This is a genomic window from Exiguobacterium acetylicum (assembly GCF_022170825.1).
In the GTDB taxonomy this organism is placed as follows: domain Bacteria; phylum Bacillota; class Bacilli; order Exiguobacteriales; family Exiguobacteriaceae; genus Exiguobacterium_A; species Exiguobacterium_A acetylicum_B.
In genome coordinates, this window is the sequence record NZ_CP081878.1 from 2,977,939 (window position 1) to 3,000,733 (window position 22,795).

At 46.6% G+C, this 22,795-nt stretch carries 21 protein-coding genes and 1 other annotated feature; of the genes, 12 read left to right on the plus strand and 9 right to left on the minus strand.

Going from position 1 to position 22,795, the window contains the following annotated elements; genetic code table 11:
• Positions 1-35: 35 nt before the first annotated feature.
• Complete coding sequence (locus tag K6T22_RS15510) at positions 36-2,126, minus strand: MMPL family transporter (protein ID WP_238238130.1); 2,091 nt, start codon at positions 2,124-2,126, stop codon at positions 36-38.
• 71 nt (positions 2,127-2,197) lie between these two features.
• Positions 2,198-2,992, minus strand: a complete 795-nt coding sequence (locus K6T22_RS15515) for a hypothetical protein (RefSeq protein ID WP_238238131.1) — start codon at positions 2,990-2,992, stop codon at positions 2,198-2,200.
• 115 nt (positions 2,993-3,107) lie between these two features.
• On the opposite strand from K6T22_RS15515, the gene K6T22_RS15520 reads away from it, so the two are divergent.
• A complete protein-coding gene (locus tag K6T22_RS15520) occupies positions 3,108-3,281 on the plus strand; it encodes a YycC family protein (protein ID WP_238238132.1) in 174 nt (57 codons plus the stop codon).
• Positions 3,282-3,328: 47 nt separating this feature from the next.
• Here the strand turns inward: K6T22_RS15520 and K6T22_RS15525 are convergent, their stop codons facing one another.
• A complete protein-coding gene (locus tag K6T22_RS15525; RefSeq protein WP_023469669.1) occupies positions 3,329-3,811 on the minus strand; it encodes a site-2 protease family protein in 483 nt (160 codons plus the stop codon).
• A gap of 182 nt (positions 3,812-3,993) precedes the next feature.
• On the minus strand, positions 3,994-6,000 hold the full coding sequence (gene pulA / locus K6T22_RS15530) for a type I pullulanase (RefSeq protein WP_238238133.1): 2,007 nt from the start codon (positions 5,998-6,000) through the stop codon (positions 3,994-3,996).
• Positions 6,001-6,111: 111 nt separating this feature from the next.
• Between pulA and K6T22_RS15535 the strand changes: the two genes are divergently transcribed.
• On the plus strand, positions 6,112-6,606 hold the full coding sequence (locus K6T22_RS15535; RefSeq protein ID WP_238238134.1) for a YajQ family cyclic di-GMP-binding protein: 495 nt from the start codon (positions 6,112-6,114) through the stop codon (positions 6,604-6,606).
• Between the two features lie 107 nt (positions 6,607-6,713).
• Here K6T22_RS15535 and K6T22_RS15540 read toward each other — a convergent pair whose 3' ends face one another.
• The gene (locus tag K6T22_RS15540; RefSeq protein WP_238238135.1) at positions 6,714-7,499 is read right to left on the minus strand and encodes a 3-hydroxybutyrate dehydrogenase; all 786 of its coding nucleotides are present in this window, start codon (positions 7,497-7,499) and stop codon (positions 6,714-6,716) included.
• Positions 7,500-7,620: 121 nt separating this feature from the next.
• Between K6T22_RS15540 and K6T22_RS15545 the strand changes: the two genes are divergently transcribed.
• From K6T22_RS15545 to K6T22_RS15555, 3 genes are all read left to right on the plus strand, one after another.
• Entirely contained in the window at positions 7,621-8,499 is an 879-nt protein-coding gene (locus K6T22_RS15545; RefSeq protein WP_238238136.1) for a LysR family transcriptional regulator, read from the plus strand.
• A gap of 91 nt (positions 8,500-8,590) precedes the next feature.
• A complete protein-coding gene (locus K6T22_RS15550; protein WP_023469674.1) occupies positions 8,591-9,004 on the plus strand; it encodes a carboxymuconolactone decarboxylase family protein in 414 nt (137 codons plus the stop codon).
• Between the two features lie 76 nt (positions 9,005-9,080).
• Positions 9,081-9,674, plus strand: coding sequence for a metallophosphoesterase family protein (locus tag K6T22_RS15555; RefSeq protein ID WP_238238137.1), 594 nt, complete (start codon positions 9,081-9,083; stop codon positions 9,672-9,674).
• 62 nt (positions 9,675-9,736) lie between these two features.
• Here the strand turns inward: K6T22_RS15555 and K6T22_RS15560 are convergent, their stop codons facing one another.
• Complete coding sequence (locus K6T22_RS15560) at positions 9,737-10,342, minus strand: hypothetical protein (RefSeq protein WP_238238138.1); 606 nt, start codon at positions 10,340-10,342, stop codon at positions 9,737-9,739.
• Between the two features lie 30 nt (positions 10,343-10,372).
• Positions 10,373-12,055: an arginine--tRNA ligase gene (argS, locus tag K6T22_RS15565; protein ID WP_238238140.1), complete on the minus strand. Its 1,683-nt coding sequence runs from the start codon at positions 12,053-12,055 to the stop codon at positions 10,373-10,375.
• A 59-nt stretch (positions 12,056-12,114) separates the two neighbouring features.
• Positions 12,115-12,332, minus strand: a binding site (T-box leader).
• Between the two features lie 129 nt (positions 12,333-12,461).
• Here argS and K6T22_RS15570 point away from each other — a divergent pair.
• Both K6T22_RS15570 and K6T22_RS15575 read left to right on the plus strand, forming a co-directional pair.
• The gene (locus K6T22_RS15570) at positions 12,462-14,138 is read left to right on the plus strand and encodes a GGDEF domain-containing protein (RefSeq protein ID WP_238238142.1); all 1,677 of its coding nucleotides are present in this window, start codon (positions 12,462-12,464) and stop codon (positions 14,136-14,138) included.
• Positions 14,139-14,153: 15 nt separating this feature from the next.
• Entirely contained in the window at positions 14,154-14,936 is a 783-nt protein-coding gene (locus K6T22_RS15575; protein WP_238238143.1) for an alpha/beta hydrolase, read from the plus strand.
• 58 nt (positions 14,937-14,994) lie between these two features.
• Here the strand turns inward: K6T22_RS15575 and K6T22_RS15580 are convergent, their stop codons facing one another.
• A complete protein-coding gene (locus tag K6T22_RS15580) occupies positions 14,995-15,909 on the minus strand; it encodes an oxygen-dependent tRNA uridine(34) hydroxylase TrhO (RefSeq protein WP_238238144.1) in 915 nt (304 codons plus the stop codon).
• A gap of 238 nt (positions 15,910-16,147) precedes the next feature.
• On the opposite strand from K6T22_RS15580, the gene K6T22_RS15585 reads away from it, so the two are divergent.
• The 4 genes from K6T22_RS15585 to K6T22_RS15600 all read left to right on the plus strand — a co-directional run bounded on the left by K6T22_RS15585 (position 16,148) and on the right by K6T22_RS15600 (position 19,911).
• The gene (locus tag K6T22_RS15585) at positions 16,148-16,795 is read left to right on the plus strand and encodes a TVP38/TMEM64 family protein (RefSeq protein ID WP_238238145.1); all 648 of its coding nucleotides are present in this window, start codon (positions 16,148-16,150) and stop codon (positions 16,793-16,795) included.
• Positions 16,796-17,059: 264 nt separating this feature from the next.
• On the plus strand, positions 17,060-17,386 hold the full coding sequence (locus K6T22_RS15590; RefSeq protein ID WP_238238146.1) for a DUF485 domain-containing protein: 327 nt from the start codon (positions 17,060-17,062) through the stop codon (positions 17,384-17,386).
• Positions 17,383-18,939: a solute symporter family protein gene (locus tag K6T22_RS15595; RefSeq protein ID WP_238238147.1), complete on the plus strand. Its 1,557-nt coding sequence runs from the start codon at positions 17,383-17,385 to the stop codon at positions 18,937-18,939. Before K6T22_RS15590 ends, K6T22_RS15595 begins: the two co-directional genes overlap by 4 nt.
• Positions 18,940-19,053: 114 nt before the next feature.
• Positions 19,054-19,911 (plus strand): sulfite exporter TauE/SafE family protein, encoded by an 858-nt coding sequence (locus tag K6T22_RS15600; protein WP_238238148.1) that lies wholly within the window; start codon positions 19,054-19,056, stop codon positions 19,909-19,911.
• Between the two features lie 56 nt (positions 19,912-19,967).
• Here the strand turns inward: K6T22_RS15600 and K6T22_RS15605 are convergent, their stop codons facing one another.
• Positions 19,968-21,344 carry an alanine/glycine:cation symporter family protein gene (locus tag K6T22_RS15605; protein WP_238238149.1) on the minus strand — a complete coding sequence of 459 codons (1,377 nt, stop codon included), beginning with the start codon at positions 21,342-21,344 and terminating at the stop codon, positions 19,968-19,970.
• Between the two features lie 144 nt (positions 21,345-21,488).
• Between K6T22_RS15605 and K6T22_RS15610 the strand changes: the two genes are divergently transcribed.
• Positions 21,489-22,706 carry a PucR family transcriptional regulator gene (locus K6T22_RS15610; protein ID WP_238238150.1) on the plus strand — a complete coding sequence of 406 codons (1,218 nt, stop codon included), beginning with the start codon at positions 21,489-21,491 and terminating at the stop codon, positions 22,704-22,706.
• Positions 22,707-22,795 lie beyond the last annotated feature (89 nt).

The following is a 22,795-nucleotide window of genomic DNA, read 5'->3' on the forward strand; positions in this document are numbered from 1 at the left end:
CCTCTGAATAGCTACTGATGTGCTTACGCAATGTGTCACTTACGGATTACTTTACGACGACCACCTGGCCACCACCAGTTCCAGTGACCAAAGAGCTTCATCAATGCGGGAACGAGCAACATCCGGACGATCGTTGCATCAATGAAGATTGCGAGTGCGATACCGACACCCAGTTGTTTGATCGGACTGACACCTGTGAAGGCAAACGCCCCAGTGACGACGATCATGATTAAAGCAGCAGACGTAATGATCTTACTTGTCTTCGCAAGTCCCATCTCGGTCGCATAATCGTTATCCCCCGTCTCGTCGTAGTATTCTTCCATCCGAGAAACGAGAAAGACTTCATAGTCCATCGATAAACCGAAAACGAGTGAGAAAATGAAAACAGGTGTCAGTATGCCAATCGTCTCCTGTGGAAGAATCCATCCGGACTCAAACAAGATAACGAGTAATCCAAATGTTGCTCCTAAACTGAGTAAGTTCATCAAAATCGCCTTGATTGGGATCAAGATAGACCGGAAAGCGATCAGCAAAATGATGAACGTTGCCAAGACGACGACACCGACTGCTAAGGGAAGTTTCGATTCAATGGCGTCGTAAATTTCTTGATTGAAAGCTGCAGGTCCCCCGACGAGATAACCATCCGCCTGCATGTTTCGCACCCAGTCCTGCGAGGCAGCGTCCCCCGGGTCCCCTTTTAAATTGACATCGATCCGTGCTTGATCGTCCTCTGATAGAAATGCTGTCAAGGCTTCGCTCCCGGCAGGAACAGCGAGTAACTGTTCGAGCGGAACCTGTTGCTGCTCGGCGATTGTTACAGCCGAAACAACGGAACGCACTTCCGGATCCGACTCGAGTCGGATCGTCACATCTTCGATTTTTTCTCGTCCCACCTCTGAGGAAGCATCAGCAGATAAAATAAGAACAGCATCCGTTCCATCGTTCCCGAATGTTTTCTCCCATGATTCAAAGGCAAGACGCGACGGATACGATTCCGGTAAGGCAGTTGCTTGTGGAATATTCAACGTCAAATCACGGAGAGGAAGTAAACAAGGTAACAATAGCAACAGAGATAACACGGTCACGGCAACCGGACGCTTCATGACGAAACGAGCGAGACGACGCCAGCGATCTTCACTACGCCCTGCACGCTGTCGGAAGAGTCGTCCTTTCTCTAGCACTTTTCCGAAGACGATCAACAATGCCGGTAAGAGCGTCAACGCGCTGACGACTGCTCCAAGAACCGAAACGAGCGTCCCGATCGCGACAGCCCGGAAGACATCAACATCAATCAATAAAAGTCCGGCAAGTCCGACGAACACACAAATCCCCGAAAATAAAATCGAGCGCCCTGCCGTCTCGACCGAGCGAATCGCTGCTGCTCGGATACTTTGCCCACCCTGACGTTCTTCGCGGAAGCGATTGACGTATAGCAATGAAAAATCAATCCCAAGCGCAAGCGAAATCATCGCGACTGCATTCAAGACGAAAATCGATAACTCTTGTTGCCCGGCAACAAAATAGAGGACACCTGCCCCAAAAACAAAGGTAACAAGCCCCATGATCAACGGTAAAATCGCAGCAATCGGTGTACCGAAGACAAGTAATAAAACGATCAATGCCGCCGGAATACCGATCAACTCCGCTCGAATCAAATCATTTTTCGAAGCCGTATTCAAATCATCGACGACGACCGGTTCACCGGTCAGCCGAATCGTCCCGGTATCATCCAGTTGACGGGTGACCGCAGCTGCCCATTTCGAATCAAGGTTCGGTACACCGACCGTTACATATCCCTTATCATCACGAATCGCTTGTGGATTTTCGACGGGTCCAGTCACGTTACCGACGCCTTTAATATCACGGAAACGCTCGACATGCTGCACCATCGTTTGTTGTAGATTCTCTTGGTCTTCAAATAAAACGATGATTGTGTGTGGATCCTGATCAAAATCCTTATCTAATGTCGTCTCGACGCGTTGAAAGTCGCCGTCACGTGTAAATCCGTTTCCTTCTAAGCGATCCGGTAATTGATACGCAAAATAACCGAGCGCGACGAGCAGGATCGCCCAAACGACCAATACTCCTCGAAAATACGCACTAATCAGATGACCAAGCCGTTCCATGATGCGTCCCCTTTCTCTAACAAACGTACAAAAAACATCCTTCTTGCTGAAAAGCGAAAAGGATGTTTCCATTACGTCTTTTGAAAAATTTGAACCCATGTGTTGCCGAACGTCGCGGACGTCGAAACGATAGCAAGACGACGTGCCTCTTCATCGAGTAACACACTTTTGAGTAAAACGGAGGAATGACATCCCTCAAACTTATATTTCAGCTGATTCTTCTCATACAAGTAAAAACGAGATGAATCGGTGATCGAAAACAATTGGTGCCTGTGGTCAACGAGCGAATACTCCGCGTAATCCGAAAAGGGAATGATCGACTCCTCATTCGTCGCAGCATCCCAAATGACGTATCGTTCCTTTTGGTCGTCATAGGAGATGATCGTAGTAGGAGCAATGAATCGTTCGAACGTCAAACGTGTATCATATCCCCGCTCAACCAAGCGTCCGAACAACGGTGCCTCTTCATAGTCAGAGTACCGCCAGTTCCCTGTTTGAACGTTTACGCAGACGACATCTGTTTCTGCCGTGTACAGGAAAATCTCATCTTCTTGCCACAAGAATAAATTACTGAACCATGCCTCGGAAAAAGCAGCAGGTCGCTTGATATATTCTAAATGCCCTTGCTCTAAATCTAATAAACCAAAATAAGCTGACTCTTCAAATACGATGAACAATCGTCCACCGCCTGGCTCAATGTACCAGGAGAATGGAACATACGCACATGCTGTTTCCCATAGTGGTTTTAAATCCGCATCACATTTCATAAATCCGTGGCGATCTCGAAAAAGAAGCAAATCCTCTCCGATTCGATCGAACAGTGAGACGGATTCATGGAGTAACAGCTCTGCAGCAGGTTTATACATATGCATCACTTCCTACTTCATACGGTATCAACCTTCTTCATTTCTCGCTACTATTGATGCGCTCGACTTGCACCTCCTGTTATACTAACCTCATGGAAAAAGGAGGATGAACCGGATGAAACCTTTACAACTATCCGCTGAGACGGCTGTCGAACTTTCGAAACGTCTGAACGTACCCCTCGAGCAATTGATGCATATGCCCCGCCATATCTTGATTCAAAAGCTCGTCGAATTAGAGCAAGAACAAGCGAAAACAGAAACTGACCCGTCTAACGAAACTGAATCTTAAGCAATAAAGCCTCTTATCCAACGATGGAAAGAGGCTTTACTTTAAATCTAGGATTGCGGATGATAATCTGATTTACCGTATCGAAAGACATTAATGATTGCTTTCCCGTCACTCGGATAACCATTCGGATGATCAATCGGAAAGAGTGAGAAAAAGACGAAATAGAATGAGAAATATGCGAATTGGTACGTAAAAATCGATGCCTCGAACACACCAGCATAAATGAGACCATTGACGACTAAGATACTCACTAAGTTTGCGATCGATCCACCTGCATAGACCATAATGTTAGCAAATTTCGTTTCATGACGTAGTGCCTCATATTGACACCACCCATCCCAAAAATAGATACGATTCAGTCGAATCGGTCCGACACGAAGTAACGATTTTCCGGAACCAATATTGATCTCCATGTTTCCACCGAACAATCGGGCAAAAAAGTAATGCCCCATCTCATGAATCAATGTCACGATAGGCAACAGTAAAAAGAACGACAAAAAGAATTTCCATAAATCCTCAAAACCAAACATACACCGTACATCCTTTCATAAAAACAACATCCTATATACTACTTAAGAGGTTTTTTCCCGAAAGATGACGCTTCAAACAAAGTTTCGATAAATTCAGGCAAGTCAATTTCATGACAGGCTGACATCGGACTGTCATCCACGTAAAAAAGGACGAAGCCATCTTACGCTTCGTCCTTCTGCATTTAATCAGTCTTCTTTCGACGCTTGTTCGCTGCGTACAACAATCCGATGATCGTTAATGCAGCACCACCTGCCACCGCATATTTCTTATAGTCCGCTTTTCGTTCGGCAATGACCGTCGTCGTCAATGCTTGGATGACTAACTGTTTCTCTTCGTGCAACCGTGGTGCGTGCAACTTAACGGCCCCCGACTCAACCAATACCTCGAATTCACCGTTTGGCAATTCAATCGTGATATCCTCTTCCGTCGCATTGTGGTAGACACGTTGCCGCTCGACATATCCTTCATAGGTGCGTTTTAGTTCAAAGGCAATAACACCTTCCCCTTCTTCAAGGAAGCGCAGATGTTTTTTAATCATCGCCGCATTTGCGAGACGGAACATCGGATACTGACGACGAAGGGCAATCAGTCCTTTGACGTACTCAACTGCCGGACGCTCTGTTTCCGCCCGTTCGTAGTCGAGACGATTGACGACCTCTCCGGCATTGAAGCTGTCACGAATACCGTCCTTCGTTCGGAAAAATTCTTGTCCAGCGTGGAGGAAAGGAATTCCTTGTCCCGTCAAGATGATCGCATTTGCGAGCATTTGACGCTTACGTCGAATCTCTTCCGTATCCTCTGGACGAGATACCGATAACTTGTCCCAAATCGTTAAATCATCGTGAGCTTCGACGTACGACACGACCTGATTCGGTTCATCGGCAAATCCTTGCGAAGAGACGTTACCGGCGATTCCCCGTTTGACTTCACTCGTTCGGTCGAATGCACCGCTGATGAAACCACGGTCTTCCGGCGTTTGGACGTCGCCTTTGACGCCGTCTCGTAAGCCATTATTGAAATGAGCGATTCCTGGCATTTTCGGTGCATTGAAGTAATTCGCTTTCTCTTCCGGATCAAGTGGTGTATCGAGATCCCAGCCTTCCCCGATGATTAAAATCGACGGATCGATACGATCAAGCGCATGACGTACTTGATTCATCGTCTCAACATCATGAAGCCCCATCAAGTCGAATCGGAAACCATCCAGGTGGTATTCTTTCGCCCAGTACGTCACACAATCAAGGATGAACTTCCGCATCATCAGACGTTCAGACGCCGTATCATTTCCACAGAAACTACCGTTTGACAGACTACCATCTGCCTCTTGACGATAGAAGTATCCAGGAACGAACTGACCAAGCGGAACTGTTGCCGCATCATACGTATGATTGAAGACGACGTCCATGATGACACGGATACCACGGTCATGTAACGCTTGTACTAATTGTTTTAATTCAAGGATCCGCGTTCGTGGATCATCGGGATTCGATGAATACGAACCTTCCGGCGCAAAGTAGTTCACTGGGTCGTAACCCCAGTTATAGTTATCCGGGTCGTTCGGTGCTGTCTCATTGACTGAGCCAAAATCGTAGATCGGCAGTAACTGGACATGTGTCACACCGAGATCCGCTAAATAATCAAGTCCTGTCAATCCACCATTTGGTGTCCGCGTCCCTGCTTCCGTTAGACCAGCAAATGTGCCACGTGCGACGACACCACTAGCCGGATGACTCGTTGCATCGCGTACATGCAATTCATAGACAACTGCGTCTTGCGAAGAATGAAACAGTGGGCGTTCTTCGATCCATCGTTCTGGTGTCACACTTGTCGGGTCAATCAACGCACCGCGTTTTCCGTTCGTTCCGACGGCTTTTGCATACGGATCGACTGCTTCGACCTTTTGTCCGTTGATGCTCGCTTGAAACGTATAGAAGTAACCTTCATATGTCGCTCGATCGAGTTCAACGACGTACGTTCCCCGTTCGCCCGCCACCATCTCGATCTCTTCGACTTTTCGTGCGCGTAACGTCTTGTAGAGACGAATCACGACATGCTCTGCTGTCGGCGCCCATAATCGCACGTGAATCGCTTTCTCTGAGAAAGTCGCTCCTAAATCATTTCCACTATAGGCAAATCGCTCATCCAGTTCTTGCGGTGTGAGCGTCAACATGTCTGCTGTTTGTTTCAAAGCTAAGCACCCCTTTCATTTCATGGTTTTTATTATAACAAAATTTTAAAGCAGTGGACGCTTCCGGTATTCCTCTCTAAAATAGAGAGTGGAATGAAAGGGGAGATTAAAATGGCAGCAAAAGATAATTCATTTGATATCGTGTCACAAATCAACATCGAGGAAGTGAAGAACGCGGTTCAGATTGCACTGAAGGAAATCACGAACCGCTTCGACTTTAAAGGTTCAAAGAGTGACATGAAGCTTGAAAAAGAGGATTTGATTTTGATCTCAGATGACGATTTCAAACTCGATCAAGTCAAAGACGTCTTAACAGCAAAATTGATCAAGCGAGACGTTCCGACTAAAAACCTGCAGTACGAAAAAGTCGAGCAGGCTGCCGGTAATACGGTCCGTCAACGTGTCATCCTCAAAAGTGGAATCGATCGTGACGATGCGAAAAAGATCAACAACGCCGTCAAGGAATCAAAATTAAAAGTGAAGACACAGATCCAAGATGACCAAATCCGCGTCACAGGTAAATCACGAGACGACTTACAACAAGTCATGCAGATCGTTCGTGAGCTTCCATTATCAGTCGACGTTCAATTCATTAACTTCCGTTAATCGATTCACATCATATCGGCTGAACGTTCTTGCTCAGTCCATCAAACTAAAAAAAGAGAGGTACTTTCTGGATCGTATCCAAAAAGTACCTCCCTTTTTTCTGTTTCTTACTGCGCTGTATAACCACCATCGAGAACGACAGCTTGACCCGTAACACCTGCCGCTTTGTCACTTGCAAGGAAAATCGCGTAATCCGCGATTTCTTTGACTTGGAGTAAACGTTGTTGCGGAACAAGTGGGTAGATGACTTCTTCGAGTACACGTTCGAGCGGTACATTTCGTGTTTCAGCGAGCGAAGACAATTGGTTTTGGACGAGTGGTGTATCGACATATCCTGGGCAGATCGCATTGACCGTGATACCAGAAGTTGCTCCTTCTAATGCGGCAACTTTTGTTAAACCGATGACGCCGTGTTTCGCACTGTTATAGGCAGCTTTCCCAGCAAAACCAATCAATCCGTTGATTGACGACATGTTCAAGATTCGTCCAGAGCCTTGTTTTTTCATGATCGGGAAGACGTATTTCGTATAGAGGAATGGTGCACGAAGCATGATGCTTTGAAGCAAGTCGAATTTCTCAGTCGAGAACTCTTCGATTGGTGAGACGTGTTGCATTCCCGCGTTGTTGATGACGATATCAATCGTTCCGTAATGTGCGACCGTCTGATCGATACTTGATTTGATTGCTTCTTCATTCGTCACGTCACCTGCGACGGCAAACGCATCGAAGCCTTTTTCACGAAGCGTTTCAGCTGAGCGTTTAGCAGCTTCTTCTTGAAGATCGACGATGACGACCTTCGCGCCTTCTTGAGCGAATTCTTCAGCGATCTCAAGACCGATTCCGCTTGCTGCTCCTGTAATTAACGCGACTTTTCCTTCGAGTTGTTTCATCATGATGGATTCCTTCTTTCTTTATCTTTACGTGTTCGGTTTCTTTACTGTACGCTGATTGAAAGAATAATAAAAATGAATACTTGTTATGACATCTATAACTCAAAAGAATAGGAGAATACTGATGGATTTCCGCCAACTGGAATACTTTACGGAAGTGGCACGCTTCAAAAGCTTCACTCGTGCGGCTGAACATCTCCATGTCACGCAACCGACGCTCAGTAAAATGGTTCGTCACTTAGAAGAAGAACTCGAGATGGAATTGTTCGACCGGAGTAAACGACAAATCGCCCTAACGGATGCCGGTGAGACATTATTGATCGAAGGTGAAAAGATTCTGCGTCAGTTATCCGATTTACCTTCCCATCTCTATGATGTCATGCATCTGACGAAAGGAACGATCCGCCTCGGTGTTCCTCCACTCATCGGCTCGCTGTTTTTCCCGGGTCTCCTGCGGCGTTTCGAAGAGACATATCCAATGATTCAAATCGAATTGATCGAAGCCGGTGGACATGCGTTAGAAAAAGCAGTCGTCGCCGGTGAAGTGGATCTAATCGCAACGGTCCTTCCTTCGGATGAGCATTTAACGACGCATCCCTTCATCGAAGAAGAACTCCATTTGTTTTTACCTAGTGATCATCCACTCGCTGATCGGTCGATAATTGCGTTAGAAGAAGTCGCTGATATGCCATTCGTTTTGTTTAACGAAACGTTCTCGCTTCATGATGTCGTTTTGAATGCTTGTCACGATGCAGGGTTCACACCACACGTTTCCCGAATTAGTTCGCAGTGGGACTTCCTCTGTTTGCTGGTCGCAGAAGGAAATGCTGCGACCGTCCTTCCGCGTTCGATCGCAGATCGCTTTTCGATTCGTGGTGTCAAAACGATTCCCCTGAAAACGCGTGTGCCATGGCATTTAGGAATTGCTGTCCCGACCGGTCGCTATCAATCGTACGTGACGCGAAAATGGATTCAGTTCGTCAGTGATATGTATTCCAAATAAGCATACCTTTTATAAAAACCATGTATTTGTAGCATGGTATTTCTTCCTTTACGATAAGAACATCGTTAAAAAAGAAAGGAAGTCCTTTACCATGGCAACTCATTTTGAATCACGTCACGAAACAGGCGTCAAAAAACTCAGCGAATTCACAGACGCAAACGCTGCACAATCGACACATGATAAAATCTCTGAATCCCTGAAAGATATCGCTCCAGCAGTCGGTGAGTGGATCACAGATTTCGCATACGGTGAAGTTTACAGCCGCGATGGTCTCGTCAACCGTGACCGCGCGATCGTCACGATTGCTTCTCTCGTCACACAAGGTACAGAACCACAGCTCGCTCTCCACATTAACACTGGATTAACAGCTGGTTTAACAGGAAACGAAATCGTCGAAGCTATCATGCACCTTGTTCCTTACACTGGATTCCCACGTGTCTTGAACGCACTCGAAGTCGCGAAAGTCGTCTTCGCAGAACGAGGCGTCACAGTCGAAACTGAATAATCTACGCACGATTTGATTCAAAAAAGATGGGCATGACGCATTTTCGGGTATTTCCTTAACAAAGGAGTGGTCGATTATGCGTTATGCCCTTTTTGCAGATCTTCACAGCTCAGTAGCCGACACATCGGCTGTCCTAGCTGACATACGGCGGCTCGCTCCCGATGCGCGTCTGTTTTGTCTTGGTGATATTCACGAATGCCACGTCGGTAAAAAGCGAGCGAAGCGCTATTCCTTTGAATCGCTCTCCCTCGTCGTGACGCTCGATGATGCTTTTTTAGAACTGATTGATTTTAAAACATTGCTTGGCAATCAAGAAGAACGCATCCTATCACTCGTTCCACCGCATCTGTCTCCTGTCATCGATGCGTTACGCGATTGCCCTCGAAAACAACGTATCGAGGGAGCGCTATTGATGCATGGAGACCAATTAAGTTGGTCGCGTGATTTTTTGCCCGATCTGTCACAGCAACGCGAACCGTTACTCTTTTTTGGTCATAGTCATATCAGAGGTTTGTTTCAAAACGGGAATGCACTCCCTAGTCCATTACACGAACCCTTATCGATCGCAGGAGAGCGTTATGCGGTCAATCTTGGACCTGTCGTCTTCGAACGGGAATGGTGTCTCTACGATACGGAGCAACAATCGATCGTATTCCATCAGGCAAACTGAGGCGATACAACAAAAGCCGTCGGGCGCAAGGCTCGATGGCTTTTGTTCATGCATCTTTAATATCAGAGGTAACGGACAAGCGATGCTTTAACGACATCGACTTGTGTGAAGTTTGACTCTTCTGCAAAGGCTTCAATGACTTGACGGACATCACCTTGGCGACGAACGAAGCTCGTCGGAACTGGCGTCGTACCAACAAGTTGCTCATGCAGACTCGTTAATCGATGATCATCGATGATTGTCGTCATCAAATCAAGGAACAACAGAACGTGCAGACGGTTCAAATAATCCCATGGTTTGTCTTCCGAACGGAATTCATTACGTGCAAGCCACTTTTTCAATCCAATCGCATCGATTTGACTCAATGTCTCTGTCGTGCGCGCTGACTTCCAAAGCGTCAACAGTTCGCCCAGTTTTTTACGCGTCTGTTTTTTACGCATGAAAAATTCAAAATTATCTTTCGTTCGTAATGCATCGCCTTCAATTGGAGCGATCAATTCTGCTTCTGGTGCCGTTACGAAGTCGTGAACGAAATCGACAGACTCTCCCGGTAACCACGCCGCGACTTTCCCGTGAAAATCAGCCATGAATGCGACCGTTTCCGCCAAAGGCTCCTGCTTCATCTGTGAAGCAGCTTGCTGTAATCGTTCTTTCGTTTCAGTCTTCATAATCTACCTCTTCTTATTCGTGGATTGGTCTTACATTTCTTCTGGAGCGCCGACACCAAGTAAACGAAGACCTTCTGTCAAGACAATCGTGACAGACTTGACGAGTGCAAGACGTGATTGTTTTGCTGCGTCATCTTCGAGAACACGGACGTGCCCGTAGTATTTATTGAAGCTTTGTGCGAGATCTAAGACGTAACGGCTAATGATCGATGGTTCACGACGCGCGAATGCCCGATCGATGACCGTTGAGAATTGGTTCAGCATCGATACGACACCCCATGCATGATCATCAGTACTGCCAGCGAATGGTGTCCCGTCATAACCACCTTTACGGAGTAACGAGTGCGCACGGGCATTCGTATACTGGACGTATGGTCCTGTTTCACCTTCGAATTTCAACATATGCTCAAGATCAAACTCGATGTTGTTCATCCGTTCGTTCTTCAAGTCATGGAAGATGACCGCACCCACACCAACTTGACGAGCCGTTGCTTCTGCATTCGCTAGGTTCGGATTTTTTTCCGCGATGTTTTTCTTCGCGACGTCGATCGCTTCTTGTAGTACTTCTTCAAGCAAGACGATCCGACCTTTACGCGTCGACATTTTCTTTCCGTCTTTCATGATTAAACCGAACGGTACATGGTGCATGCCGTCGACATTTTCAAATCCAAGCTTCTTCAGGACGGCAAACAATTGCTTGAAGTGAAGGGCTTGCTCGCCACCAACGACATAGAACGCCTGTTCAAAACGGTATTTTTCAAGACGGTAGACAGCAGCTGCTAAATCGCGCGTTGCATAAAGTGTTGCGCCATCTTTCTTTTTGATCAAAGCAGGCGGCATACCTTCTGCTTCTAGGTCAACGACCATTGCCCCTTCTGATTCGACGAGGAGATTCTTTTCTTCGAGTAAATCGATGACGTGTTGCATCTTATCGTTGTAGAAGGCTTCTCCATTCAAGCTATCGAATTTGACGCCGAGCATGTCATAGACACGGTTGAATTCGACGAGGGAGACTTCGCGGAACCACGTCCAAAGCGTTGTCGCCTGCTCATCACCTTGTTCGAGTTTTTTGAACCAGAGACGTCCTTCATCCTCAAGTGCTGGATTCGTTTCCGCTTCTTCATGGAAGCGAACGTACAATTTCAACAATTCTTTGATTGGTTCTGCACGGACTGCTTCTTCCTCACCCCACATCGTGTAAGCCACCATCAATTTCCCAAACTGTGTTCCCCAGTCTCCTAAATGGTTGACGCCGACGACATCATACCCTTTTTTACGTGAGATCTGGTTGAGCGCGTTCCCGATGACCGTTGAACGCAGGTGACCCATCGAGAATGGTTTCGCGATGTTTGGTGATGAGAAATCCGTGACGATCGTTTTTCCGTTCGCTTCACTTGATCCAAATGTTTCTTTTTCCGTCAGGACTTGGTTGACGATTTCTTGCGAGACGACCTCCCGGTTCAAGAAGACGTTGATGTAAGGACCTACGGCTTGAACGTTTGAGAACAACGGCGTGTCGATTTTTTCTGCGAGGTCCGAAGCAATCATGTTTGGTGCTTTACGGAATGCTTTAGCGAGCATGAAGCATGGGAATGCCAGATCTCCATGATCTTCATGTTTTGGTTGCTCGATCAGTTGTTCGATTTGTTCAACCGATAAGGCACCTTCCATGACTTGATGTAACACTTCTGCATACTGCGCTTTATAACTCATCTTTATTTCCTCCTGCTTCACTGATTTTTTGCAATAAAAAACGCCCCTTGCGCCACGCGCAAAGAGACGGAATAACCGCGGTACCACTCTTCTTGGTGTCACTCGACACCCACCTTGTTCGGGGATAACGGGGTTCCCCCGGCTACGCCTTTTCCATCAGGAATCGGGCAGCGTCTCAGAAGTGCGTTTCACGACTGTTTCGTCCTCAGGCTTCCACCATTCCCTGATTCGCTAGTTGACGACAATCAACCGTTACTCTCTTCATCACCGACTGTATTTGATATCTTTCACATTATACGCAATTCTTTCTTTTCTCTCAACCTTATTTTTTTGGTAAATGCCTTATCAAAATTTCCACAATTCGGGTATAGGGATAAAAGATACTTCTCAGGGGGAGGGATGTTTCATGCGCTACTATCAACACGTAGCCCGGGCGAGCTGGATCGTCTTCGGTCTCGTCGCTTTGACATTGTTATTGATTGGTATCGTTCATCCACCGACCTTCCATCCTTCTGTCTCCATCATCAATACGCTTTACTTATTTGGACTCGTTCTCTTGTTTCAGTTCGATAATGTCCGCCGTGGCGGTATTTACTATACGTTCCAAGAAGGAATCATCTTATTTCTATTTTTAAATTACGGTTTAACATATGCCTTGATTTTGAGCCAAATTGGTATTCTCGTCTTTCAATTCATGTCTCACCGTAAAGCGATTCGCTGGAAACGTTTCGTGTACCTCTATCCGATCAACGCTCTATTTGACTTAGTCTACATCTCGCTTCCGGCATTTGCGTATTATGCACTCGGTGGTCCAATCGGCTCGAGTTTTACGTATACGAAAGCACTGATTCCTTTTAGCGGTTTTTTGATCACAGTCTTCCTTGTCTCTTACTTCCAATGTTTATTCGTTAATCGTTTCCTTTATTTGAAATATGATTGGCGACGTCTCGTCAAGCTTCAATCTCTCGTCTATGGAATCAGCATGTTAAGTGCTCTACTTGGCATCTGGTTTTATGATGAAAGCCCGCTTGTCGCAGCAACGGTGTCTGCCTTAATTCTCTTTTTATTCAAGCGTCTATTGCAAGAACGTGGGGATTCACTCGAAGCAAACGATAATGCCAAACGATTTGATGATGCGAAAGAACACTTATTGATTTCCCGCTTTGAACGAGAGACGATCGACTCGCTGCTCTTCGATTTAACACATCTTTTATCTTTTTCAGAAGGGTGGATCTCGATTCAACAGCAACGGAAGCAAGTCATCTATAACATTCGAACGAAGCAGCCGATTGATGTGTTACCTCTGTTCCACTCACTGAAAGCTGACGATCTGCATACCCCAATCATTTATGGTCTTCGGTGCGACTGGGGAAATGATATTCAAATCGATTTACCTGTCGATCGCCATTCGATGCTAGCCATTCCCTCGATTACAAGTGGAGAAGTCGATGTCTCGATCATCCTGTTCCATCAAGTCGCAGATGCCTATGACGCAACGAATGCTGACGAATTATCCCGTTTACTCCGCATCTTTTGCCGTGTTTTAGAACGCTCTCGTGAAACGGTTCAGCTGTATACGGAAAGTCGGACGGATGCCTTGACTGAATTACCAAATAGTCGTGCTTTTTACGAACACGGTCGGCAAGAATTTGCTGCTAGTACCTATCCGTTATCCGTCATTTTGTTCGATATCGATCATTTCAAACGAGTCAACGATACGTACGGTCACAAGGTAGGCGATCTTGTCCTCCGCGAACTCGGTCGACGCATCCAGGCGATTCAATTACAACAAGATGATGTCTTTGCTGCTCGTTATGGTGGGGAGGAATTCGTCCTTCTGTTGCGAAATGGTAGTCAAGAGGCTGCCATTCAGCTCGCTGAGACCGTTCGCCACACGGTCATGGATCGGCCCTTCCTCGTCGATGGTCATCGACTTTCGTTAACAGTCAGTCTTGGCATTGACACAGTGGACGAAAGGTATCAACGGACGTTCGAAGAATCGTTACGTCAAGCCGACCATGCGTTATATGTCGGTGGAAAACACAACGGACGTAATTGTACTGCACACTATGCAAATCTTTGAAAGGTCGTGACTCTATTGTCAATTACGGAAATTGAAATGATACTCCCCACGTCTCAAACTAACCGAACGATTCGGATTCATCGTCCAACACATCTCGATCCTGATGAAGCCCTACCAGTGATTTATATGCACGATGGACAAAATGTCTTCAGTGGGGAGACTGCTTCGTTCGGAAAAGGCTGGGAAATTCATCTCGCACTCCAACAAACCCAAATTCCGGCAATGGTCGTTGCCATCGATAGCCCCGAAGACGGAATGGATCGATACGATGATTACGCCCCTTGGAGTGACGAAGCTTTATTGATGCGGACGGCCTATCCCTCGCATCGGTCGTCAATCGGAGGCAACGGAAAAGTCTACATGGACTGGATCATCCGTGAACTGAAGCCATATATTGATGCCAATTATGCGACACGACCTGACGATACGACGATGATCGGCAGCTCGATGGGTGGCGTCATTTCGCTCTATGGATTATTTGCGTATCCGGAAGTCATCACGCGCGTCGCTGCCCTGTCGACTGCCGGATGGGCAAACTTCTCCTCACTCCTTGAATTCATCGAGCGAAGCCCGTCTCTTTCTACTGATCATCGTTGTTACATGGATGTCGGTACGAAAGAAGTAAGTGGTCCGATGACCGAGACGGATTATCTACACACGAATGACGTTTTAGCACGAGCAGTCGCACAAAAACTCACTCAAAGTCGCTATACGATCATCCCGGAAGCGATTCATCATGAAACGGCATGGGCCAACCGTTTACCCGATATTTTGCGTTACTTATTTCCCTCCTCCTGAATACAAAAAAAGCCAGGCGATTTCTAAAAAGAAATCATCTGGCTTTTTACACGTTGCCTTATACCAATTCTTCTTGTTGCTCTTTTTCATAACGGTTACGCGGATGCTCCCGGCATTCATCAGAACATGAACGCATCACTTTTGGTTCACATTCTTCACAGCAGAAGTGCTGGCGATTACATTCCGGGTTTGCACAATTAACGTAGCGTGTCTCCGCTTTTCCGCAGTAATAACATTCTGAGACGACAGATGGATTGACGGCATTAACAGGAACTTGCACACGCTCATCAAAGACGTACAGTTCGCCTTCCCAATCTTCTCCTTGTGTCTGTTCATCTTTTCCGTACATGACGACTCCGCCTTTTAGGTGGAAGATATCATCACTTTGTTGCCGTTTCCGGAAGTACGCCGTGAATTTCTCACAACGAACACCACCCGTACAATATGTGAGAACCTTTTTCCCTTCAAATAAATGCTCGTTCTCGTCGAGCCACTCTGGGAATTCCCGTGAAGCATCGACATCGACTTTTACGGCATTCTTGAAGTGTCCGAGGTCGTATTCATAGTTGTTTCGTACATCGAGAATGACGACGTCATCTTGTTTCATCATTTCTTTCCACTCTGCTGGTTCAAGGTACGCAGCGTGTTCTTGTGGTACGTTGAATTCGTCCTCAAAACGCCATGTGACGAGTTCTTTTTTGTAGCGGACGAACGTTTTTTTGAAGGCATGTTCTTCAACTTCATCGATTTTGAATTCGATGTCAGCGAATCGTGGATCCGCCGTCAAATCCTTCATGTATTGTTCCGTCTGTTCGACCGTTCCAGAAAGTGTACCGTTGATTCCTTCTGGTGCGATCAAAATCCGCCCTTTAATACCGAGCTCTTTACAGTAGGAAAGATGCTCTTTCGTCAGTTGTTCCGCATTTTCAATCGGAACATACTTATAAAATAATAGTACGCGATAAGGTTTCATATTCCTCATTAGCCCCCATGTCAGTTTTTTGCAGTAAAACGAACGTTGGCAAACGAAGCGTCTAGCTATTGACTAGCTGGGAACGCCTGCAAAACGCACCCATTTAAGTATAATACCAACTCCCTTTCGAATGTACAATCCACAATTCCTGAATCCCTTTCAAGGAATTTCATTCCCTTTCTGAATCAGAAAGAGGTAAAATAAAACTCAGTAGTACATCTTGCAAGGAGGATTCCGAATGCTCCACACACTTCGTGACTGGATCGAGCAGATGATCTTCTTTCTCCAAGACTTACCTGGAGGAGCTGCCACCGGTTTAATTGCCCCGTTTCTTGAGTCTCTATTTCCTTTCCTGCCACTCGTCCTGATCATTTCCGCGAACGCGGCAACCTATGGTTTTGGTATGGGTGTTCTCGTATCATGGGTCGGGAGCATGCTTGGATCACTCGTCGTCTTCGCTTGTATTCGCTATTTGTTCCGGCGTCCGGTCACGCGTTGGCTTGAAAAACATCATGGTGCTCAACAATGGATCGAACGCGTTCGTCACATGAGTCCGATCTCACTGGGATTCTTTTTCTCGCTTCCGTTCATGCCCGCGTTCATCATCACGTCCATTTCCGCCATGATTCAATTATCACTGCGGACGTACTTGATCGCTGCCGGTGCCGGTCGCTTGATCGTCGTGATCATCTTTTCGCTGATTGGCAAGGAATGGTCAACGTTCCTCGAGCGTCCGATGCGTCTTGTTCTTCTATTTTTGATCTTACTCGCCATCTGGGGAGTCAGTCGTGGGACAGAAGAATGGTTGAAGCGTCGCGCGCTCTCAAAACGTGCAGATCATTTACGGGAAATCGAAGATAAGATCGAACGTCCATCTGAAAAATGACTCAAGCCTGTCTATGATTTCATAGACGGGCTTTTTTAATCTATTCTCGTTTTTCTACTAATAGGTCTTTTGAATCATTTTCCAATATAATTAATATATAAAAATAACGTTCAAACAATGTTCAATATTGAAAACGCTTACATTAAATTGGTATGACCAATACTAATATAGTAATGAGCTTTTTCTCTTAAAAATTAGGATAGCTTTTCCAGAAACGACATCCTTATAATGAATTTACATTCATTTCTTGAAGGAGGCGTCCTCATGCATCAAGTGTCCGAAGTCCAGAAAAATGAAGCAACTCAATCTGCTCCAGCGATCGTCGAGAGCGCGACCTTTCAGCAATTGATGCGCCAAAAGAATGGCTTCATTCTCCCTGCCATCAGTTTTTGCCTTATTTTTTATTTTACGCTTCCGATTTTGACAAGCTATTTCACGATCTTGAACGAGCCGGTGTTCGGTGATATCACGGGTGCTTGGATCTTCGCGTTTGCCCAGTTCATCATGACATGGACGTTTTGCATGATGTACAGCAAAAAAGCACGTGCCTTTGATAGACTCGTCGAACAGATCAAGGAGGAGTCGAAATGAATTATACTGCCGTTGCGTTATTTGCGGCGATCGTCGGTTTGACGCTCGTCATTACATACTTTGCCGCCCGTAAAACAAAGACTGCTAACGACTTTTATACAGCAGATGGTGGATTAACCGGTGCGCAAAACGGGATGGCGATTGCCGGCGACTACATGTCTGCCGCCTCGTTCCTCGGTATTGCTGGGATGATTGCCTTAGCTGGCTTCGATGGATTCTTCTACTCGATCGGTTTCCTCGTTGCTTACCTCGTCGTCTTGTACCTCGTTGCCGAACCACTTCGGAATCTCGGGAAATATACGATGGCCGATATGATCGCTGCTCGTTTCAACGCTTCAAAGGTTCGTGGGGTCGCTGCTATGAACTCGATTGCCATCTCGATTTTCTACATGATTGCGCAACTCGTCGGTGCAGGTGCCTTGATTGAACTGTTACTAGGAATTCCTTACACGACGAGTGTCATCATCGTCGGGATCTTGATGACCGTTTACGTCGTCTTCGGTGGAATGACGGCGACCTCATGGGTCCAAATCATCAAAGCGATTCTCTTGATGGCAGGAACAGCTGTCATCTCATTCATGGTCTTCGCGAAGTTCGATTTTTCGATTTTCAAGATGTTTGCAGAAGTCAAACAAGCGACGCCGCTCGGTGATTCATTTTTGAATCCCGGAAACAAGTTCAAGTTACCACTCGATACGATTTCATTAAATCTCGCACTCGTTCTCGGAACGGCTGGATTACCGCATATTTTAATTCGTTTCTTTACCGTCAAAGATGCTCCGACAGCTCGTAAGTCCGTCGTGTATGCGACATGGATCATCGGTGCCTTTTATATCTTGACGATCTTCCTAGGCTTTGGTGCCGCTGCTTTCGTCGGTTCTGACGATATCATTGCTGCGAATGCCGCTGGTAACATGGCGGCACCACTTCTCGCCCAAGCACTCGGTGGCGATTTACTCTTCGCGTTCGTCGCTGCAGTCGCCTTTGCGACAATCCTCGCCGTTGTGGCAGGACTCGTCTTATCCGCAGCATCCGCCTTTGCTCATGACTTCTATAGTCATATTTTACGCAAAGGACAAGCAACAGAAAAAGAACAGATGACGGCAGCACGACTCGCTTCCATCGCCGTCGCCTTGATTTCGATGGTACTGGCATTATTTGCACAAACGATGAACGTCGCGTTCCTTGTTTCGCTTGCCTTTGCTGTCGCAGCAAGTGCCAACTTGCCAGTCATTCTCTTGACGATCTTCTGGCGCCGTTTCAATACTGGCGGAGCAGTCACAGGTATGGTCGTCGGGTTATTCTCTTCACTGATTCTCGTCGCACTCAGTCCAAATCTTTGGGCAGTCGACGGTTCAGCCTTGTTCGTCGGGGAAGCCCTCTTCCCGCTGACGAATCCAGGAATCGTCTCTATCCCACTTGGTTTCCTCGGAGCCATCGTTGGGACGTTGTTGACGAAATCGAACGAAGTCGCCGGTAACTTCGAACGAATCATAGTCAAGGCCAATACCGGTATCGATGCAGCTACAGAAGTCGCCGCGTCAAAAGAATAAGTTCCCCTTAACGGCTCCTTCAACCCCCTTGAAGGAGCCGTCCCCTTTTACATTTTTCTCATTCATTGCGATACTTAGTGAATCATATAGAAGAATGAGAAAGGAAGACTGTACATGGATCTCGCTTTTTATTATTTCTTAATCCTTGGATTTTTCATTGGCATCATTTCCGGCTTTTTCGGAATCGGTGGTGGCATCATCTTAACGCCACTATTACTCATTTTAGGATATGCTCCGAGTGTCGCGATCGCGACGAGTCTCATGCTGACTCTTGGATCTACCGTTTCAGGAACAATCTCTCACTTACGTCTTAAGAATGTCGTCTGGCGCGATAGTCTCGTCGTCGGTGGCGTCGGAATCATCGGTTCGACGATTGCGACACCACTCGTCCTTCGTTTAGAGGAAGTCAACGGTGCCCATCTCGTCATCTCGATCGTTTATATCGGACTCTTACTCTACTTTGCGAATAAGTTCTTACGTCCAAAATCGACGACAGGTGAACAGACCGGTTGGAAAAATCGATATCTTGCTCTTGCCTTCACGGGTCTGTTCGCAGGATTCATCTCTTCGTTACTTGGTGTCAGCGGTGGATTCATCATCACACCGTTACTCGTCGGGATCGTTGGCTATGAGTTGAAACGTGCAGTCGGAACGAGTATTGCTTCCGCGTTACTGATCGTCCTATCGGGACTCGTCAACTATACGGTCGCAAGTACGAACATCGATATCTTAGTCGGTATCATGCTAATCGTCGGTGCCTTGCTCGGAGCACCAATCGGAGCGAAGCAGTTGACGCATTTTGAAAGTCCGTTCGTCAAAAAGTACCTCGGTATCTTCTATTTGACGGTTGCGATCAGTGTCTTATTTGAAGTCCTCGGCTGGAACGTCGCCTCACTCTCTGTCCTCGTTGCCCTTAGTTTAATTTTCTTACTGACACTCCTCATCTACAGTCGTCGTCGAACGAATGGATGAATCGTCTTATCAGAAAAGCGGTGATGCCTTCTATCAGGCATCACCGCTTTTTTCCGTTAAGCCACTCGTTTATGACCCGCCCGTTCGTAGTTCCTCGTTTGTTCAATGACTAAGTGCGACAAGAACAACATTCCAATCAAGTTCGGAATCATCATCAACCCATTTGCGATATCTGCGACGAGCCACAACGGTTCTAGTTGAGCAACGGCACCATAACAAGCTGCAAGAGCGAAGAACACACGATAACCTTCATTGAAGCGTGTTGTACCGCTCAAGTACTCTAAACATTTTTCTCCGTAGACATACCATCCGATGATCGTCGAATAACCAAAGAAGAAGACGGAGAAAGCAACGGTCCATTCTCCAAATGATCCAAGGACACTCGCAAAGGCAGTTGCCGTCAGTGCTGCCCCAGAAAGACTCGCGTCATGCGTCATACCTGAATGTAGCCCACCTGACGGATCCCAAAAGCCTGTCGTCAGAAGGACGAGTGCAGTCATCGTACAGACGATCAAGGTCACGATGAAGGTACTCGTCATCGAGATCAATCCTTGCTCGACTGGGCGTTCACTTTTTGCAGATCCAGCAATTAATGCTGCTGTCCCAAGTCCTGCCTCGTTCGTAAAAATCCCGCGTGCTACACCGACTTGCATCGCCATCATGATGGACACACCTGTAAAAGCACCTGCTGGCGCAAGCGGCTGGAACGCATATTCAAAGATTAATCCTAAAGCTGGCAAAATCTGATCCGCCTTCAATACTAAGAGGACACAAGCGGCACCGATATACAGTAAGCTCATGATCGGAACGAAAATTGTCGAGATGGCACTGACACGTTCAAGTCCACCACGGATCGATACATAGACTGCAATCGCAAGCAATACACCAAACAGTAGCAACGGCACACGGAAAGATTGCTCAAGCACCGTCGCCATCGCATTTGCTTGTACCGTGTTTCCGACACCAAATGATGCGATTAAACCAAATACCGCAAACAAAATCGCGAGGAATTTGAATTTCGGTCCTAGTCCCTTCTCGATATAATACATCGGTCCACTAACGGCTTCGCCTCGTTCATTTCGACTTCTAAAGAGAATAGCAAGTAGGCTTTCCGCATATTTCGTTGCCATTCCGATCAAACCAATGATCCACATCCAAAAGACCGCACCTGGCCCGCCCATCGTTAAGGCGACCGCGATTCCCGCGATATTACCGTTCCCGATCGTCGCTGCGAGGGATGTCATCAACATCTGAAAGCTGCTGATCTCACCTTCACCCTGCCCTGATTTTTGAACAGATAACTGAAACGCTTGTTTCAATCGTCGAAACTGAAGACCACGTAAACGGATCGTAAAGTATACTCCTGTTCCCACAAGCAACATCATACTTGGAATCCCCCAGACCCAAGCTGATATCATACGTAACACATCCATGCCATTTCATCCTTTCTCTCTTTTCCGAGGCTTACCGTAGCATGGAGTTGTGTTTTTATACAATACAAAAGAATACTTTTTGTGATTTTACACAACAGGAGATATAATGAAGATATTGAACGAGAGAGAAAGAAGGGAAAATCTATGTTAGAAGCGTCTTACCATTCCTTAGATGACTTAGCAGAAGCTATTGGTATCGCGTTGAATGCTCCGATTACGATTGAAGATCGGAATCATCGCCTCCTTGCCTACAGCACGCATACATCTGATACGGACCCTGCTCGTGTCGCAACGATTATCGGTCGCCGTGTACCGGAATCAGTCATCGATCAACTTTGGAAAGACGAGGTTATTCAGAGTCTTGCTACACAAGATGATCCACTGATCATTTCAGCACGTACTGGTGTCGGGCTAAATGACCGGGTTGCCATTGCGATCAAGCAAGATTCAGAAATTCTCGGCTATATCTGGTCGATTGCGCGAAGCACTCCGTTTACTTCGTCGGAACTAGCGGACTTAAAGAAAGGAGCTCTGCTTGCACAACGTCAGTTACTCGCGATTGATATGCAGAAAAAACGGAAGGAAGAGCAGACGGAACAGTTTTTCTTCGAGTTATTACATGAAGAATTATCCGAGTCGGAAATCCTGAAGATGTTCTCTAAACTACACGTCGCACCACCTGGCATCAGTCGCTTGACGGTCATTCGGTTTTCAGAAGCAATCACGCCACGTCTCGCAGATCGCCTGCGCTATTTACTCACGATCCAGCAGACGGTTCGTCCATTACTTTATGCGTATGATGAAACGGATTTCATCTTGTGGATCAGCACAAACGACCGCGATGCGGAACAAGAGCGTCTGCAGTTCGACGCCTTCATCCAGTCCTTCCGACAATTGCTCGCGGAGCGATTCGATTATACGGACTTCGTTGCGGCAAGTAGTGAAGTCTTCACTGGCGTCCAAGCAATCCCCGAGCGCTATGAAGAAGCGGGCATCGTCTTGCGTTTGAAAGATGCCTTTCCATTCGAGCTAAAGAACGTCACCCGTTACGAGCGCCTCGGCTTATTCCAGCTCTTACCGATCTTCTCGGAACGTCTGCGCCGGCGAACAGTTCGTCTCGAAGAAATCGAACGACTGCGTGCTTATGATGTGAAACATGCCTCCTCTCTATGTGAGACGCTAGAATGGTTCCTTCATTATGATGGAAACGTCAAACAAGTCGCTTCCCATCTCCACGTGCATCCGAATACGATCCTGTATCGGATGCGACGAATCGAGGAGGAAGCCGGCATCCGGATGGAATCACTACCTGAACGCTCCTTGCTTTATTTGTATCTAAAAGCAGACCGATATCCTTTGTGATTTTACACAAAGGATATCGGTTATTTTTGAAAACGCCGATAAAGTAGAACGCTTTCATTTCTCGTATACTGAAGAAGAAGAGAAATTGA

What these genes read in the sequence shown, in the direction of transcription:
- K6T22_RS15510 (WP_238238130.1), bottom strand. Translation starts at nt 2,126, where the DNA reads ATGGAACGGCTTGGTCATCTGATTAGTGCGTATTTTCGAGGAGTATTG.
- K6T22_RS15515 (WP_238238131.1), bottom strand. Translation starts at nt 2,992, where the DNA reads ATGTATAAACCTGCTGCAGAGCTGTTACTCCATGAATCCGTCTCACTG.
- K6T22_RS15520 (WP_238238132.1), top strand. Translation starts at nt 3,108, where the DNA reads ATGAAACCTTTACAACTATCCGCTGAGACGGCTGTCGAACTTTCGAAA.
- K6T22_RS15525 (WP_023469669.1), bottom strand. Translation starts at nt 3,811, where the DNA reads ATGTTTGGTTTTGAGGATTTATGGAAATTCTTTTTGTCGTTCTTTTTA.
- K6T22_RS15535 (WP_238238134.1), top strand. Translation starts at nt 6,112, where the DNA reads ATGGCAGCAAAAGATAATTCATTTGATATCGTGTCACAAATCAACATC.
- K6T22_RS15540 (WP_238238135.1), bottom strand. Translation starts at nt 7,499, where the DNA reads ATGATGAAACAACTCGAAGGAAAAGTCGCGTTAATTACAGGAGCAGCA.
- K6T22_RS15545 (WP_238238136.1), top strand. Translation starts at nt 7,621, where the DNA reads ATGGATTTCCGCCAACTGGAATACTTTACGGAAGTGGCACGCTTCAAA.
- K6T22_RS15550 (WP_023469674.1), top strand. Translation starts at nt 8,591, where the DNA reads ATGGCAACTCATTTTGAATCACGTCACGAAACAGGCGTCAAAAAACTC.
- K6T22_RS15555 (WP_238238137.1), top strand. Translation starts at nt 9,081, where the DNA reads ATGCGTTATGCCCTTTTTGCAGATCTTCACAGCTCAGTAGCCGACACA.
- K6T22_RS15560 (WP_238238138.1), bottom strand. Translation starts at nt 10,342, where the DNA reads ATGAAGACTGAAACGAAAGAACGATTACAGCAAGCTGCTTCACAGATG.
- argS (WP_238238140.1), bottom strand. Translation starts at nt 12,055, where the DNA reads ATGAGTTATAAAGCGCAGTATGCAGAAGTGTTACATCAAGTCATGGAA.
- K6T22_RS15570 (WP_238238142.1), top strand. Translation starts at nt 12,462, where the DNA reads ATGCGCTACTATCAACACGTAGCCCGGGCGAGCTGGATCGTCTTCGGT.
- K6T22_RS15580 (WP_238238144.1), bottom strand. Translation starts at nt 15,909, where the DNA reads ATGAAACCTTATCGCGTACTATTATTTTATAAGTATGTTCCGATTGAA.
- K6T22_RS15585 (WP_238238145.1), top strand. Translation starts at nt 16,148, where the DNA reads ATGCTCCACACACTTCGTGACTGGATCGAGCAGATGATCTTCTTTCTC.
- K6T22_RS15590 (WP_238238146.1), top strand. Translation starts at nt 17,060, where the DNA reads ATGCATCAAGTGTCCGAAGTCCAGAAAAATGAAGCAACTCAATCTGCT.
- K6T22_RS15595 (WP_238238147.1), top strand. Translation starts at nt 17,383, where the DNA reads ATGAATTATACTGCCGTTGCGTTATTTGCGGCGATCGTCGGTTTGACG.
- K6T22_RS15600 (WP_238238148.1), top strand. Translation starts at nt 19,054, where the DNA reads ATGGATCTCGCTTTTTATTATTTCTTAATCCTTGGATTTTTCATTGGC.
- K6T22_RS15605 (WP_238238149.1), bottom strand. Translation starts at nt 21,344, where the DNA reads ATGGATGTGTTACGTATGATATCAGCTTGGGTCTGGGGGATTCCAAGT.
- K6T22_RS15610 (WP_238238150.1), top strand. Translation starts at nt 21,489, where the DNA reads ATGTTAGAAGCGTCTTACCATTCCTTAGATGACTTAGCAGAAGCTATT.